General features: G+C 36.2%; 14 protein-coding genes and 2 pseudogenes. 6 read left to right on the forward strand and 10 right to left on the reverse strand.

Translation table 11 applies throughout. From position 1 onward, the window contains the following. Positions 1-39: 39 nt before the first annotated feature. The 3 genes and pseudogenes from MHB53_RS10310 to MHB53_RS10320 all read right to left on the reverse strand — a co-directional run bounded on the left by MHB53_RS10310 (position 40) and on the right by MHB53_RS10320 (position 1,533). Positions 40-507: a hypothetical protein gene (locus MHB53_RS10310; RefSeq protein ID WP_340917822.1), complete on the reverse strand. Its 468-nt coding sequence runs from the start codon at positions 505-507 to the stop codon at positions 40-42. A 6-nt stretch (positions 508-513) separates the two neighbouring features. Further along, positions 514-1,002, reverse strand: a pseudogene (locus MHB53_RS10315) (DUF3231 family protein); the annotation flags it as partial. Positions 1,003-1,038: 36 nt separating this feature from the next. Further along, a pseudogene (locus MHB53_RS10320) lies at positions 1,039-1,533 on the reverse strand (DUF3231 family protein). Between the two features lie 213 nt (positions 1,534-1,746). Here MHB53_RS10320 and MHB53_RS10325 point away from each other — a divergent pair. The 4 genes from MHB53_RS10325 (at position 1,747) to MHB53_RS10340 (ending at position 6,429) form a co-directional block, all read left to right on the forward strand. Further along, entirely contained in the window at positions 1,747-1,878 is a 132-nt protein-coding gene (locus MHB53_RS10325; protein WP_340924616.1) for a hypothetical protein, read from the forward strand. An 883-nt stretch (positions 1,879-2,761) separates the two neighbouring features. Next, the gene (locus MHB53_RS10330; RefSeq protein ID WP_340917827.1) at positions 2,762-4,264 is read left to right on the forward strand and encodes a spore germination protein; all 1,503 of its coding nucleotides are present in this window, start codon (positions 2,762-2,764) and stop codon (positions 4,262-4,264) included. 21 nt (positions 4,265-4,285) lie between these two features. Next, positions 4,286-5,371: a GerAB/ArcD/ProY family transporter gene (locus tag MHB53_RS10335; RefSeq protein WP_340917829.1), complete on the forward strand. Its 1,086-nt coding sequence runs from the start codon at positions 4,286-4,288 to the stop codon at positions 5,369-5,371. After that, entirely contained in the window at positions 5,368-6,429 is a 1,062-nt protein-coding gene (locus MHB53_RS10340) for a Ger(x)C family spore germination protein (protein WP_340917832.1), read from the forward strand. The genes MHB53_RS10335 and MHB53_RS10340 overlap by 4 nt, the downstream gene beginning before the upstream one ends. Before the next feature lie 171 nt (positions 6,430-6,600). On the opposite strand, the gene MHB53_RS10345 is transcribed toward MHB53_RS10340, so the two are convergent. Continuing rightward, a complete protein-coding gene (locus tag MHB53_RS10345; RefSeq protein WP_340917834.1) occupies positions 6,601-7,776 on the reverse strand; it encodes an FtsW/RodA/SpoVE family cell cycle protein in 1,176 nt (391 codons plus the stop codon). A gap of 242 nt (positions 7,777-8,018) precedes the next feature. Then, a complete protein-coding gene (locus MHB53_RS10350) occupies positions 8,019-9,185 on the reverse strand; it encodes an FtsW/RodA/SpoVE family cell cycle protein (protein ID WP_340917836.1) in 1,167 nt (388 codons plus the stop codon). A 190-nt stretch (positions 9,186-9,375) separates the two neighbouring features. On the opposite strand from MHB53_RS10350, the gene MHB53_RS10355 reads away from it, so the two are divergent. Beyond that, positions 9,376-9,693 (forward strand): thioredoxin family protein, encoded by a 318-nt coding sequence (locus MHB53_RS10355; protein ID WP_340917838.1) that lies wholly within the window; start codon positions 9,376-9,378, stop codon positions 9,691-9,693. A gap of 31 nt (positions 9,694-9,724) precedes the next feature. Here the strand turns inward: MHB53_RS10355 and MHB53_RS10360 are convergent, their stop codons facing one another. Next, entirely contained in the window at positions 9,725-11,170 is a 1,446-nt protein-coding gene (locus tag MHB53_RS10360; RefSeq protein WP_340917841.1) for a phospholipase D family protein, read from the reverse strand. Positions 11,171-11,504: 334 nt separating this feature from the next. Here MHB53_RS10360 and MHB53_RS10365 point away from each other — a divergent pair, with 334 nt between their 5' ends. Then, a complete protein-coding gene (locus tag MHB53_RS10365; RefSeq protein WP_340917844.1) occupies positions 11,505-11,651 on the forward strand; it encodes a lmo0937 family membrane protein in 147 nt (48 codons plus the stop codon). 76 nt (positions 11,652-11,727) lie between these two features. Here MHB53_RS10365 and MHB53_RS10370 read toward each other — a convergent pair whose 3' ends face one another. The 4 genes from MHB53_RS10370 to opp4B all read right to left on the reverse strand — a co-directional run bounded on the left by MHB53_RS10370 (position 11,728) and on the right by opp4B (position 16,031). After that, positions 11,728-12,177 carry a GNAT family N-acetyltransferase gene (locus tag MHB53_RS10370; RefSeq protein WP_340917846.1) on the reverse strand — a complete coding sequence of 150 codons (450 nt, stop codon included), beginning with the start codon at positions 12,175-12,177 and terminating at the stop codon, positions 11,728-11,730. 91 nt (positions 12,178-12,268) lie between these two features. Further along, a complete protein-coding gene (gene opp4A / locus MHB53_RS10375) occupies positions 12,269-14,113 on the reverse strand; it encodes an oligopeptide ABC transporter substrate-binding protein (RefSeq protein WP_340917849.1) in 1,845 nt (614 codons plus the stop codon). An 18-nt stretch (positions 14,114-14,131) separates the two neighbouring features. After that, positions 14,132-15,040, reverse strand: a complete 909-nt coding sequence (locus tag MHB53_RS10380; RefSeq protein WP_340917853.1) for an ABC transporter permease — start codon at positions 15,038-15,040, stop codon at positions 14,132-14,134. Between the two features lie 28 nt (positions 15,041-15,068). Further along, positions 15,069-16,031 (reverse strand): oligopeptide ABC transporter permease, encoded by a 963-nt coding sequence (opp4B, locus tag MHB53_RS10385; protein WP_340917855.1) that lies wholly within the window; start codon positions 16,029-16,031, stop codon positions 15,069-15,071.

Here is a 16,031-nt window from a genome sequence, read left to right on the forward strand (position 1 = left end):
CTATATTCTGCCGTTTTTTAAACAGAAAAAATACTATCATTAAAATTCATTTACATAATGTAACTTTTTTATCATGATCTTTTTAAGTATAAGCCCTATAGTAACCCCAGCAATCACACTTATTATTGGTAGCCAAATTAGTCCTAATATAAAACCAAACAATGAAAATGTTGCTGAATAAATCGTTCCAACAGTAACGAAATAGGTGGAAAATACGAATGGAAGGAATGAATATGGCTCTTTACCTCCCCCGGCATCATTGAAAGCATCCCACATTACGAAAAAATATAGACATGGATAAAACATAAGCCACTGATAGTCTGCTTGCATGATCGCAGCCTCGATATCTCCGTGAAAACTAGAAATGATTACTTCGTTAAAATTCGCTTTTACGTTAACCAGAAACTCTAAAAATATTAACAAAATTCCTTTTATATATTTACCGTTTAATAATTGACCAAAACCGGGAAGGGCAATGCTCCAAAATAATTTTTCTTTTGCACCCACATCTCTTTAACCCTTTGCCAAACTTTTTCGATCTGGTGCTGATTGAGGCTTTTCGAACCATCCATTTGAAATCATAATATTTGCCCCCTCCGTACCAAGTTCCCCGACCTCAATAATCAAACGAGCATAAGCAGCACTTAAATCCCTTCTTAGGCTTCCACTTAAACTTTCCCCATAAAAACCAATCCCAGCATTTTTTAAAGCGGCTGTATGAAACATAATTAATTTATTGGAAAATACCGGTTCCTTAGATGTGGTCACAGTTAAACTCCATGGAACAGGAGCTGGCATGTTCCCTTCCTCTAAAAAATTTCTGAAGACCGCACTATGATGCGTAGCAACCTCTGACCCCTTTGTCACATATTTACGAACCTCCTTAGACTGTGCTATTTGAGAAAGACCAGTCAATAGAGCACTTCCAAGTGTATTTCGATATAAGTTCATAAATAAAAGAGATACTTCAGTGCTAGTTAAAGGTCTCTGCTCGCCGATCCACCCTGCTAAGAAATGTTGTTTTCGAACAAATTCTGCCTATTTCGGATATGGAATATAAGGAGGGCGAATGTAAAGGCTTTTTTCCTGCAATACATTTGTTGCACGGTTATATACATCTGCTGATGCCTCTATACAAGATGTATAAAACTTCCGAATATCTTTACGAGAGGAATTCGGGAGAGCGATACTATAAGTATTTAACCCCATTGATCCCAAGTTTTGCACGTAATACAATATTAGTTCATCACTAAAAATCCTTGGAGTTTTAATATTAACATCTTTTTTATTAAACCCAATTGGAATAGGATAATCCTCCGTATTAAAAATATGTGTAATAAACTCAATATGAGCTGTCGCTATTTAAAATGCATATTCCAAACAGGCCTTTACATCAGGATCTTCAACATGTTTTAAAAAGTACGATATCATACAAGTCGCTAATGTATCATTCAAATAAGTCGCAAATAAATCGGACATTTCACTTGAAGTTAATTTAATATGGTTGAGACCTTGATTTGTAACCCACCTCACATTAATTTTCGATTAACACAGTATACTCTCTCCTAATTTGGAAAAGTTATGAATAGGATTGGATTACTAATTAGGGGGTAGCAAGATGCAAGAAAAGAAAATTCCTTTAACATCTGCTGAAATTGCTTCTCTTTGGACTTCATATATGAACAATTATGCTACTCTAGCCAACGGAGCGATTTAAGTCTCATTTATGAGCGACTATCATTAGAAATTGCCCGATATACCAAAACCGGAGCCGATATCATAATTAAATATAATTGGCTTGAACAACCACCTAGACAAACAATAAATAAAACCCAATTAGCAAAAAATAAAGATGTAACTAAAAAAGCGCAAGGGTAGGCGACTAAGCCCTTAAGGTGGGTACGCCGAATTTTGCCACAGGATGTGTCTGGCGATATCGGCCGAGGATTTCTTTTTTCTGAGATAAAGGAAACTTGAGAGGTATAAGCCGAACCGTTGCTGAATTATCGTTCAAAAGGTTTTCTAATTTATCTGTATTAAATTGTTAAAATCATATACTTCAAAAGGAAGGCCGATTGCACTATAAAAAGTGCATCGGCCTTTCCTATACAAATTTGATCAGTCATCCATACACACCTAATGTTCACAAGTGATGACGGAAGCAATATTTGAAGCTTGTTGTTAATGCCGTCAATTTACCATTCTAATATTACTACTTTACTACGCTAGCTATACTCCACCTGAAGCGGTTTTGCTAGTAGTGGTGCATTTTCAACTAATACATCCAATATAACCTGTAATATACGAATAAACTCTAGCCAGCTCATCCAAATGACTGAATATGCGTTAATACACGTGACTCCGCTTTTATTTTTTTCGGATTACTGGTCACTCTATGATTTTATGAGCCACTCAAGACTTTTACTGGCCACTCGCCGATTTTATAAGCCACTCAGAACTTTTACTGGCCACTCGCCGATTTTATAAGCCACTCAGAACTTTTACTGGCCACTCGCCGATTTTATAAGCCACTCAAGACTTTTACTGGCCACTCGCCGATTTTATAAGCCACTCTTTTACTGGCCACTCGCCGATTTTATGAGCCACTCAAGACTTTTACTGGCCACTCGCCGATTTTATAAGCCACTCATTGAACCGGATGGTATATATGAAGAATTCATATAACCGGAAACAACCAAATTCAATTCCGTATTTTTTTATAAAAAATGGACACAATCATGGAGAAGGGAGATGAGAAAATATGTCTTTATTTTTCAAACAAGCGTCCAAGGATAAAGTCAAAAATGAACCACCTTCCCTTTCTTCTTTTGTAAGTCAAATAAGCAAATCAGGAGATTTCAAGCAAAAGAAGACTACTAATCAAAAAACAAATCTTAGCTTTTCCATTTCCTTCATCTCAACCCTAGTGGATAATGATATTATTCAACAAAGTATTCTACCATATTTGCTCCAAGGGGAATTTCATACACTTACTGATATTCATCAATTAGTTCCCATTCAGTGTGTTATGACATCCGACATTACTGAAATAGAAGATAATTTGCTTACTGGGTCTGTACTAATCATACTCGAAGATGATAATGACAATGTTGCCTTGATCCCAGCTCGAGTGGAAATTGGGCGTAGCATTGATCAATTGGAAATCGAGTACAGTGTTGATGGGCCTAAAGCAGCATTTGTAGAATCGCTTGATCAAAATCTTAATCTTGTAAGAACAAGACTTCCGATAAAAGAACTTGTTGTCGAAGAGTTTATTATTGGTACACTTACGAAAACGCGAACAAGCCTTGTCTATATAGATGGTCTTACAAATATTGAAAACGTGAATACTATGCGTGAAAGAATAGAAAACATTGATTTTGATCAAATACAATCTAGCTCATATATTGAAGAATTGATCTCAGATAATTATAATTCGCCTTTCCCACAGCTGATGAGTACTGAGAATCCTGTAGAAGTAGCCGCTTCACTTGGAGAAGGAAAAGTAGCGGTGCTTGTCAATGGTTCGCCCTTTGCACTATTAGGTCCAACAAACATCTTTTCTTTTTTCAGCTCTTTTGAAGATTATGCAAACAGCTGGTATATCAGTACTTTCGTCAGACTACTTAGGATTATCGGAATAATTTTCTCCATATTGGCAACACCAATATATGTCGCAGTTTTAACGTATCATCCTGAAATCATCCCAAAAGACGTAATGGCTACGTTAATTAGTTCAAGGGAAAATGTTCCCTTTCCACCTATACTAGAAGCATTATTTCTAGAATTAGCAATCGAACTTTTGCGCGAAGCAGGAGCCCGATTGCCCACGAAGGTTGGTCAAACGATCGGTATTGTGGGTGGTATTGTTCTTGGTACCGCCGTAGTGGAAGCTGGATTGACAAGTAATGTGTTACTTATTTTCGTAGCTATTGGTGCATTGGCAGCATTCACTACACCTATTTATAAAATAAGTAATACAGCTAGGATTATTCGCTTTCCTTTTTTACTTGTCGCACATCTTTGGGGATTACTTGGCATAAATTTATGCATTTATTTTGTTTTATCGCATTTATTACAGTTGAAGTCGCTTAATAGACCTTTTCTAGAACCAATTTATCCTCCACGATTGAGAGATGTAAAGGATTCAATTATTCGAGCTACATTCATTAAACAAAAATTACGTCCTGGTTATTTGCAAACCCAACAACCCATTCGCTTTTCCCCAAAGAAGAAAAAAAAGACCAAAGATATTGATGAATAAACAGGTCGGAGGCAAACTTCAATGGATTCGATAGCTAAAGGAAAACAAATCGCACCTTTTCTCGTATTTTTTGTCATTCATTCTATGCAAGTTGGTATTGGTGTTCTCGGGTTTCAACGTTATATAGCAAAAAGTGCTGGTTATGACTCTTGGATTTCTGTCCTTATCGCTTTAGCGGCCTCGCATATCGTCTTATTTATTATTTTTAAAGTGATTGAACTTGGAAAAGGTGACTTGGTTGATACCCATTTTTTTCTATTTGGAAAAATAGCTGGTACATTCTTTAATATCATCCTTGCTCTCTATTTTATTATCATTACAATCACTGTTTTGCGACCTTATGTTGAAATCCTACAAGCTTGGATGTTCCAAGACGGCAGTATTTTTTGGTTTACGCTTAGTTTTTTGCTACTGGCTATTTATATTGTCAACGGAGGGTTTCGAACGATCGTCGGGATTTCATTTTTCAGCGTGGTCCTCCCATTTTATATATACTTTGTCTTTTTATTTACCATTCCGTATTCCGATTACTCCGATTTTCTACCATTACTAAGTCATTCTTTCAAAGACATCTTTAAAGCCTCGATGCACTTATCAATCTCTTACTTAGGCTATGAAACACTGCTTATTTTTTATCCTTTTATTCAAAATGGGAAGGACTCGAAAAAGTGGGCACATTTAGCACTTTTAGGCACAGGAGTTATTTACTTATTCATTACAGTTATTTCATTTGGTTATTATAGTGAAGAGCAGCTTAAGAACATTATCTGGGCAACCTTATCCATGTGGAAAATTGTAAAACTTTCCTTCATTTGGCGTTTTGAATATATTGGTATTGCCATGTGGAGCTTAGTGATCCTTCCAAATATTTGTATTTCACTTTGGTGTGCTAGCAGAATTATCAAAAAATCAATCAAAGTTACTCAAAAAAAAGCACTATATTGGATTGCAGCTATCGTACTAGGCGTATCTGTACTATTCCAAACTAGGCAGCAGTTAGATCTATTTATCACATGGGTTGGTAAGATAGGGTTTATCATGAACTATATATATATCCCACTCGTTTTGTTGCTTGTAATCATAGTGAAGAAGGTGAAGAAGACGTGAATATTAGACTGTTATTATTACTTCTTTTACTCCCTGCACTTTCAGGATGTGTGCAAACAAAGATTATAGATGAAGTTAATGTGATAACTGGTGCTGGAATTGACTATACAGAAGATGATAAATTGCAAATATCGACAATCACTACTCGTTATTCAGCTGCCAAAGAAGCGATTGATGAATATCTTGAAATAACGATGGAAAAGAGCGGTAGTATTGAAAATAACCTAAATAGACAATCTAGTGAAACTGTTTTAATTGGTGACCTTGATATCGTTGTTATTGGGGAAAAGGCAGCAAAGGAAGGCGTTTTCCCCATCATTGATACATTACAAAGAAATCCAAGCGTTGGTTCACGTTTATTTCTAGCGCTCACAGAAGGATCTGTGCCAGATTTGATGAAAGGAACATATGGTACCCTAGGAAATTCAATATATATATCTAACCTAATTGAGCATAATATGAAAAGTCGAGATATTCCTAAAACTAATCTACACTTATTTTCTTCAGACTACTTTCAAAAAGATAAGGGTTCCTTCTTACCTATTTTAAAAAGATTACCCGGAGATAAACTTGGAATCGCTGGGCTAGGCTTATTCCACAAGGAAAAACTAGTTCATACAATACCTACAAATGATATGTTTTACTTCAAATTATTAGTGGATAAACATACGGATGGCACCCTAATTGTAAAAGTTGGTAAAGATGATGCAGTAGTAAATAGTATTGGGTCAAGGGTCATATTGCACGCAGATTATAAGAAATTGACTTTTGAAATCGACTACACATTAAAAGGAATTGTGAAGCAATACACAGGAACAAAGGTAGAAGCCAAAGTAATAGACGCGATAAAAAGAAATCTGGAGCAAAAGATTGAAAAAAATACACTTAAATTGCTAAATGAATTTCAAGAAATGGGGATTGATCCCGTCGGTGTGCAGCGCAAGTTCAAACAGCAAAATCGAAACTTTGACAAAAACAAATGGAAAGATCAATACAAAGAAGTTACCTTTAAGTTGCATCCTAAAGTAATTATTACAGAATCTGGAACATTAGAATAAAGAAAACAGAACAAAGCGTGCCTTTGTCAACCGCGACAAGATTAAGTCACAGGTTCTACCACAACCTGTGAATGCTTGCTTCCGTCACAGCAATTTGGCCCGAACCTCGAGGAGCTAGGCAATAAGAAAAGCCCACTCAACAAAGATTTATTAGTTGATTGGGCTTGTCCTTTATTCTCCAGACGAAAACATATATTTTTTATAGTGATATCGTATCGAAAGGATGGTACCCATCGCTAGCATATTGCTTAGTAATGAGCTTCCCCCATAACTGATAAATGGTAGCGGAATTCCTGTAATTGGTAGCACTTGAATCGTCATACCAATATTTTGAAATACGTGGAAAGCCAGCATGGAAATGACCCCGACACAAATATAAGAATAAAATGGATTTTTCGTATCTAACCCCGTTTTTGTAATTTGATAAATGAGTAGGAAAAATAAACTAATGAGAATACTGCCTCCAATGAAGCCGAATTCCTCCCCTATTGTACTAAAAATAAAATCAGAATGGCTTTCAGGCATATACACTTCCCTATTTGCGAATCCTTTCCCTTGTGTTTGCCCCGAACCTATCGCAAGCAATGATTTGACAAGCTGCATACCCTCATTTGAGCTATATGAATGGGGATCAAGCCATGAATATATTCTGGCAAACTGATATTGCTTCACACCAATGAATTTTAATAAATCCGGTCTAAATATAGCGAAATACATCACTGTTCCACCAAGTAACGAGAATCCAGTAAATATTGGCAGTAATAACTTCCAAGTAATCCCTGATACTAAAATAATCCCTAAGAAAATAGCAACGAAAACGAGCGATGTACCTAGATCCGGTTGCTGGATGATAAATACTACAGGAAGGAATGCGACTACTCCAATCTTAATCATCAACCAAAAGTCAGTTTTGATTGTTTTCATTAAAAACTTCTGATGGTGATCCGCCGTTACTTTGGCAAGTGATATTATTGTAAAAATTTTCATATACTCCGATGGTTGCAGGGAACCTACTCCAGGGATAAAAAACCAACTTTGCGATCCGTTCAATTCCCTAGTAAATGACAAAGTTTCAGGAGCAAAAAATAATACAATTAAAAGGAACAAACCAAATCCATACGCATACCATGATAGTTTTTTCAGTTGATCTGAATCCATTTGTATGACGACAATCATTGCAATTATGCTAATGGCATACCACATTAGCTGTTTTTTAATAAAATTATCTAAATATTGCCCTGTCGATTGGGCGCTATAAATGGAAATGAGACTAAAAATCGTCAACAACATTAATGTTAATATAATTCCATAATCTATTTTTGGAATTGTTTTTTTCTGAGAAGTCATCACTTCGTCTCCTCTTTATTTATATAGTGAAAAAGGGCAAGCGCTATTAGGTTAATATCGGGGAAGTGAACACTGACTATGAAAACTGAGTTCTTATAATACTTCTAGTTGACCGATATGACCCACTTCGTACGGTTCTTTTATCATTACGGAGTATGGCAGAACCAAAAGGACGAATCTATTCCTTATTTCGAAAAGGTATCTAGAGAACAACGGCAACCTATGGTGAGCCTAATTTCTCTTTATTCCGACGAAAACATATATTTTTTATAATGGAATTTTATAGAAAGTATAATACCCATTGCCATCATAGTGCTTAATAACGAGCTACCACCATAGCTAATAAAAGGTAATGGAATCCCCGTGATTGGGAGTACTTGAATTGTCATACCAATATTTTGAAAAACTTGGAAGGTAAGCATGGCAATAACACCGACACAAATATATGTATAAAATGGATTTTTTGTTTCTAACGCAGTTCTCGTAATTTGATAGATGAGTAAGAAAAATAGACTAATTACGATACTGCCGCCAACAAATCCAAATTCCTCCCCGATCGTGCTGAAGATGAAATCGGTATGACTTTCAGGCATATACACATCTCTGTTACGAAATCCCTTTCCGTTCGTTTGTCCTGAGCCAATTGCGAGCAAAGAATTCACAAGCTGCATACCAGCGCCGGTTCGATAAGTATATGGATCGAGCCAAGAATCTATTCGCATAAACTGATATGGATCTACACCAAACTTCTCCAAGAAAGGACGTTGCCAGATTGCCAAATACATGGTTGTTCCCGCAATCATTGTTACAAAAGTAAAAATAGGCAATAATAGCTTCCACGTGATTCCAGATATAAGAACGATACCGAGAAAAATGGCGATAAAGACGAGAGCCGTACCTAAATCTTCAAGGATAATAAGTATGAATGGGAGTCCAAAAATAACGGAAATTTTCAATAAAAGAAAAAAGTCGCTCTTGATCGTTTTATGCAAAACCTTTTGATGATGTGTTGATGTGATCTGAGCAAGCATCATAATCGTAGCAATTTTCATAAACTCCGATGGTTGAATCTGACCGACTTTGGGAATGACAAACCAAAGTTTCGCGCCATTTCTGATTGGAGTAAAATCTGTCACTGGTGCAAATAATAGGATTAATAACATTAGCACCCCAAATCCGTATGCATATTTTGATATTTTTTTCATTTGATCAGAATCAAATTGAATAATAAAGATAATCGCAAGCGAACTAATCACATACCACTGTGCCTGTGATGCAACAAAATTAGTTTTGTATTGATCTGTAGATTGGGCACTGTACAGCGTAATAAAGCTTACAATCGCTAACAGCATTAACGATAAAATAATTCCATAATCTATTTTTGGAATCGGCTTCTTCTGAGAAGTCATCACTTCGTCTCCTCTTTATCTATAAGTAGTAATGAAATATTCATTTACATCAGTCATCTCATCATTATACCGAATATATCGGAACTAAAAAAGGGACAATTTATGGAGTTTACCTCTTTATATGAAAAGCCATAAAAATTGAATCACTGAACATAACGTTTTACAATAGAATAAAAGGAGGTTTTTTAGCATGGAAGCAATTAAAAGCACGGAACAATTTGAGCAACTAATTTCTAGTTCAGACCCAGTAATCGTTAAATTTGAAACAGACTGGTGCCCTGATTGTAAGGTAATGGATATGTTTATTGGCGATGTGATTGAAAGTAATCCTCAATATAAATGGTTTCAAATGAATCGAGATGAATTCCCTGAAATTGGCGAAAAATACGATGTAATGGGAATCCCAAGTCTATTAATTTTTAAAGAAGGCGAAAAAACAGCGCATTTGCATAGCGCAAACGCCAAATCACCTGAGCAAGTGAATGACTTTCTTGTAAGTGTAAAATGAGAAGCGGGACAGGTTATTAAAGCCTGTCCTTTTAATATGTGGTGAAATTAAGACCTTTCTGTATGGTGTAAATAATCCTCTGTAAAGGGGTAAGATTGTCTTGATACTTATCGAAATCCAGGGTAAAATCTCCATTTGTATTATGCCATTGGCGATGGAAATATTCGTCTAGATTTTCTGTCAACTTTGTATGGAGCCGTGCTTTAATTAATACGTTTGTTTCTAAATTTAGATCATCTAAATTTCTTGCAGTAAAATTTGTTGAGCCACCAATGATTGCTGCTTCTTGTTTTTTTTTAATGTAAAGTAGCTTCGGATGGTATTGCTCTTCTGTTGTATTATACCAGCGTATTTTAATACCGCTTTTAGTCTTTTGATCTAGTTCCCTCGCAACTGGTCTATTTGGCAACCCCGTTTTTTTCGCACCAAATGCATTTTCATTAGGATCTAAAATTATTTTTATATTTACTCCTCGATCGTTTGCAGCAAGCAAAGAATCAATGATTTTACGTTCTGCCAAATAAAACATCGCGAGCCATATTTCATCTCCTTCCTCAGTGGATTCCATCTCGTCAAGGACAGCTTTTAAGACCTTCCCTTCTGTAATTAGCTGTGCTGCAAGTGGGCCTTCTAATTCAGTCTTATTACCGTCATATGTAGGAAGACGCTTCCCTCCAGCTAAATTTGCAGCTGCTTGTTCTGATTTCAATAGATCTGCAATAATCGGGCCATTCAGCTGAAAGCCGATATTGGAATGATTTGCACTTGCATCATGGGGATTTCCAGATAAGATGATTGCAGTTTTGTCCGTTGCAACTGTTTTTCGATGATTGGCCTTTACATTCATTAGTTTCAAGTAGGATCGTAAAGTCATATTTGGAGCCTGGTTTGCCATTGCGTTTGGTACACTTGCTGTCCCTGCCTGACCCAGCCACTTTATAAATATTCTCCAAATAGCAGAATACAAAGGATTTGAATCCCTCAAAGAATCCACATCAGTAAGCAACACGTCAATTCCGTTCTCCTTCATTTTTTCGAATTGCCAATTTTGATGTGAGCCGTAAGAGGTGTTAATCTCATCTGAAATCAAGATAATCTCTATTTCAGGATTTTTTGATTTCTTTGCAATCAATTTATTTGTTAGTTCAGCACTTAGCTTAGGAAAATTTAATTCTTTATCGTAATAATCATTATATAAAAATAAATCAAGAACTATGAATTGTTCGGCCTCTTCTATCGCCTTAAAAATACGATCAAATAGCTGTTGCTCTCGCTTCATTACTTTTCCATCGGTATATGTCAAATCATATAAAAAGCTTGCATCGTCATCAGATAGATAGTGAACTTTTCCTTCATAAGATATTCCATCTGGTAGTTTTTTGTTTTCATGATAAACTATCGTACCAATATAGATCACCAAAAATAATGAAATCGGTACTACTAATACTTTTCTTTTATTTATTTTCCAATTAAACATTCCTTTTCCTCCAGATCTACCGCTAATACACTATTATTCCCTCTATCTTGCAGCAAAAAACCACCTATTAAAGATATAAGGAAACAAGTTTGATTTAAACAGAATTGGGTAAATTATAGTTATGCAATAAAAAAGCGTAAGCGCCCTGTTCAGCAACGTATAAAAAGGGACCGCATGATGCGGTCCCTCAGAAGTTGCCACCGGAAGTGGCGGTTTTAGTTGAAGAACCTTATGGAAACAAAGCGAACCGATATAGTCTTTTTGTAGGATGAAATTTAAAAGATTATCGCTGGGCGCTTGAGCTAAAAAAAAAATCGTTGAAAGGAATATGTATATGCTCTGGACTATCATTGGAATTTTAATTGTTCTTTGGATTCTCGGACTCATCACGAAAGTAGCGGGTGGATTAATCCATATTCTTCTTGTTATCGCTCTAATCGTATTTATTTTCAATATGATCTCTAAGCGACGGGCCGGTTAGTAAAATAAACAGATTTTTTAACGAAAAAACGACCAATGAAGCCACTCCATTACTTTGGAGTGGCTATTTAAATTTTTCATCTATGTATTTCAAGCAGCATATCAAGATGTGGAATGTCATCTTCTAAATATACATCTGAAATTCCTTTAAACCCAAATTCTCCATAAAACTTTTGCAAATGGGCTTGCGCTTGAACTCTGACAATGTCTTCAGATAACTCTTCCGTTACAAACTGCAATCCCTTTTTGATTAATTCTTTACCTAAGCCTTTTTTTCTGTATTGTTTTGCTACTATAATTCTCCCCAAGGATAGTTCTTCATACGCAGTTCCTTTAGGTAGTATGCGCAAATAGGCCGCAATTCCATCTTCTACAGATAGGTATAAATGCCAAGCATGCTGGTCTAACCCATCCAATTCAAGATAAGGGCACTGCTGTTCCACTACAAAAATATTCACTCGTTCTCGACAGATATCATACAATTCACTCGCAGTTAATTCATTAAATCTCTTTAGTATCCATTCCATTTTTTTCATTCCTTTTCAAGTATATGATCAATAAATTCCACAAAAAAGTAGAAGAAGACTCACCGTTAGGAGTCTTCTTCTGTATATCCATTTATTTTGCAACAAGTGGTTCTTCTTGAGTTACCTCAATTTCGTTTTTATACATTTCAGTTCCGTCACCGATCGCATAGTTATGCACACGATTATTAACAGGTACCAATACTGAACGATACAACGTTGGGAATACTGGTACTTCATCCGTCATAAGTTGTTGCCACTCTTTATAAATTTCTTTACGTTTTTCTGGATCAAATGCAGCGTCAGATATACCTTCAGCTAGCAGGCGATCATTTTCTTCATTTGACCAACGTGTGAAGTTATAGATAGCATCGCGACCATAAAGTCCGCTAGGATCCACATCAATACCTACACCCCAAGCAGCCGCATAAATGTCAATCTTAGGATTGTCATCGCCCTTTTCTCCTACACCTTCGTAGAAGCTATTAAATTCCTGTAAGCGACCATCTAATAGCTCCACTTTCAAGCCAACAGCTTCCCATGCCTGGATATAATATTTTGCTAATGGTTCAGCTACTTCATCACCTGACATTGAAGCAAAATTGATGACTAACTCATTACCTTCTTTATCTTCACGGATACCATCACCATCTGTATCTTTATAACCAGCATCTTCAAGTATTTGTTTCGCTTTCTCAGGGTCATATGGTGCACCTGGATTTGAGTCATCGTGATATTCTGGATGTGAAGCAGGAATTAATGTTGTTGCGGCCCAACGAAGACCGTGATAGAATCTATCGCCTACAGCATCGTTGTCAACAGCATGCCACATCGCTTTACGTAAATTCACATCTGCCATTTTCGACTTTGGATCCGTTTTAACCTCTTTTGCTTTTTTATCCCAAGTACCTAGTTTAAATCCAATATATGAATAAGCACGATCTATCGCACCTAAATATTCCACATTTGATATTTCAGCATTAGCCGGGAATTGATCCACAGGGAATTTATCAACTGTATCTACTTCACCTTTTTTTAATGATTGAACAACAACATTTGGATTAATAACTTTTAAAGTAACTTTATCAAGCTTCGGTGCTCCGCGCCAGTAGTCTTCATTTTTTGTGTATGTGACTGACTCACCTGGAACAATTGATTCTACTTTAAATGGACCAATACCAATTGGATTCTTACGTACTTCTGGAGAAGAAGAGATATCTTTAACTGGTATATCACCAAAGATATGTTTCGCCAATGGATATGTCCATATACCACCTGTTATAAGTGATGGTGTTGCTTCAATATACGTAATCTTCAGTGTCTTTTCATCCACTACTTCAATACCAGAAATCGTGTCAGCTTTACCTTCATGATAATCTTCAATTCCTACCACATTTCTCAATGTTGAGTCAAAACGTGGACCATCATAATCTTTGTTAGCAATTACTTCATGTGCAAATAACCAGTCTTCAGCTGTAACTGGCTCACCATCATGCCAGTTTACATTGTCACGAATTTTGAATGTATATGTTTTTCCATCTTCTGATGCTTCATATGTTGCAGCACCATCATTTGTATATACATAGCTTGAATCCCATGTTAACATTCCCTCATCGAACCATTCAAGCACTTGTGCATCAGGATCACCTGAATAGAAGTTAAAGTTCAATGTTCCCTGGAAAGCAGTATCGGAAACGAGCCCAAATGTAAAGGAGCCACCTTCCATTGCTTCCCCTTCATTCGTCTTAATGTTACTGAAATCATCGATAGAATAAAGCTTTTCTTCCTCTTTTCCGCCCTCTTTTTTGCCTTCTTCGGTCTTTTTTCCACCATCCTTTGGCTTTGAATCCGTATCTGTTTTATTACACGCTGTTAATGCAAGTAATAATACAAGCATAAGCGCGAATAGAACTTTGCTAGCATTTTTCGTTCTGAACATATAAATCTCTCCCCTTTCTTATCCTCTTCTTTGTCTTGCGTCAGTCGCACGTTTTAACGCTTGACCAACATTATTTATACTCAACATCAATATTAGGATTAACATTGATGCAGGTAACCAGATCCACCATCTAAACTCAAGTGTTTGCGGGTTTCTAGCATAGCTAACTAGTGTTCCGAGACTCGGAGTACTCTCTGGAAAACCAAAACCTAAGAAGGAAAGCCCTGATTCTAAACCAATATTAGCCGCTAAATTCAATGTCATTGTAACAATGATAATCGAACTTAAATTTGGCAAAACCTGTGTAAACATAATTTTAAAATCGGATGATCCTAATGTTTTCGAAGCTTGAACATAGTCAAGTTCTTTTTCCTGCAAAGTCTTCGAGCGGATTAAGCGCGCTATCCCCATCCATAAAAATGCTGTCATAATTAATGAGAATGATAGGATGCTATATTTCGGCACGATTGCAGCAAACACAATGACAATCATTAAAAACGGTAAAATCATAAAGAAGTCAAGGATACGCATAAATAAATTATCAATGGTTCCTCCGAAGTAACCTGAAATCAATCCGAATCCAATTCCAATCACTCCAGTCATTAAGGTCACTAGTATTCCAATCGATAAGGAATTACGCGTCCCAACAATGAGTTGGCCAAATACATCACGCCCACCGTGATCCGTACCTAACCAAAATTCCGAAGAAGGAGGTTTATGGATAGAAAATAAATCAACTGTAACGATCTCCTTCTGATCTAATATAAGTGAGATACCATATACGAATAGGACAACTAAAATAATAAAAATTAACGATATAAAAGCTAATTTATCCCTGACAATTTCACGCCATAAAATTCGCAAGCCAGATGGACTTCTATCAGTATCTTGACTGCTATCGAGTAATTGAACATTGTTCGTTTCCAATCTTAACCACCTCAGAGTCTATCGAATCTTATTTAATACGAATACGCGGATCTATAAGACTTAGTATAATATCTGAAATTAACGCTCCTATAATAGAGGCGATTCCAAAGAGCAAAACAACGGAAGTAACGACACTATAATCCCGTAAAAGTATGGATTCAAAAAACAGCTGTCCCATACCTGGGTAACCAAAGATGTTTTCAATAAAAATAGTTCCTCCGATTAAACCAGTAATTTCATATCCGAAAAAAGCAGCAATTGGTAATAGTGAATTCCTTAAAATATGATGATTATAAATTCGAGATTCAGGAGCACCTTTCGCTTTTGCAGTAAGTATAAAATCCTTTTCTTTTATATCGATAATCTCACTTCTCAAATATTGTACGGTCGAAACCGTTGCGATTAATGCCATCGATAACGCCGGGAGTAATAAATGGTTTATTTTACTAATAACATATTCGAATGTACCTGGAGTTAGTCCTGGCTTTACACTTCCGCCTGTAGGAAACCATCCTAAATTGAAACCAAACATCCATAGCATAACTAGTGCAAAAATAAATAGTGGAGCTGCAAAGCCAATATATGTGTACCCAGTTATTAAACGATCCGCCCATGTATCATTATAACGTCCGCTTGTAATTCCAAGTGGTATCGCAATTAAATAGGTTAAGATCAATGTTACAACTGAAAGCCAAATTGTATTAATAAGTCTTTGAGTAATCAACTCAGTAACAGGCATTTTAAAGCGGAATGATTGTCCAAAATCTCCATGAATAACTCCCTTTAACCAATCTATATATTGGATGTACCAAGGATTATTTAAGCCCAGCTTCTCCCTTTGTGCCTCAATAGTGGACGGATCAACATTGGGATCAATCATTCCACTTAGTGCATCTCCGGGCATCATTTTTGCCAAAATGAATATCAATATACTAAGTAATATAATTTGAGGAATCATAATTCCAATACGTCGTACAGTGAATTTCCACAT

This window comes from Bacillus sp. FSL K6-3431, assembly GCF_038002605.1.
Classification (GTDB): Bacteria; Bacillota; Bacilli; order Bacillales; family Bacillaceae_C; genus Lederbergia.

Bases quoted from the DNA above. Each gene is read 5' to 3' on its own strand.
- MHB53_RS10330 (WP_340917827.1), top strand. From the start codon at position 2,762: ATGTCTTTATTTTTCAAACAAGCGTCCAAGGATAAAGTCAAAAATGAA.
- MHB53_RS10335 (WP_340917829.1), top strand. From the start codon at position 4,286: ATGGATTCGATAGCTAAAGGAAAACAAATCGCACCTTTTCTCGTATTT.
- MHB53_RS10345 (WP_340917834.1), bottom strand. From the start codon at position 7,776: ATGACTTCTCAGAAAAAAACAATTCCAAAAATAGATTATGGAATTATA.
- MHB53_RS10350 (WP_340917836.1), bottom strand. From the start codon at position 9,185: ATGACTTCTCAGAAGAAGCCGATTCCAAAAATAGATTATGGAATTATT.
- MHB53_RS10355 (WP_340917838.1), top strand. From the start codon at position 9,376: ATGGAAGCAATTAAAAGCACGGAACAATTTGAGCAACTAATTTCTAGT.
- MHB53_RS10360 (WP_340917841.1), bottom strand. From the start codon at position 11,170: ATGTTTAATTGGAAAATAAATAAAAGAAAAGTATTAGTAGTACCGATT.
- MHB53_RS10365 (WP_340917844.1), top strand. From the start codon at position 11,505: ATGCTCTGGACTATCATTGGAATTTTAATTGTTCTTTGGATTCTCGGA.
- MHB53_RS10370 (WP_340917846.1), bottom strand. From the start codon at position 12,177: ATGGAATGGATACTAAAGAGATTTAATGAATTAACTGCGAGTGAATTG.
- opp4A (WP_340917849.1), bottom strand. From the start codon at position 14,113: ATGTTCAGAACGAAAAATGCTAGCAAAGTTCTATTCGCGCTTATGCTT.
- opp4B (WP_340917855.1), bottom strand. From the start codon at position 16,031: ATGTGGAAATTCACTGTACGACGTATTGGAATTATGATTCCTCAAATT.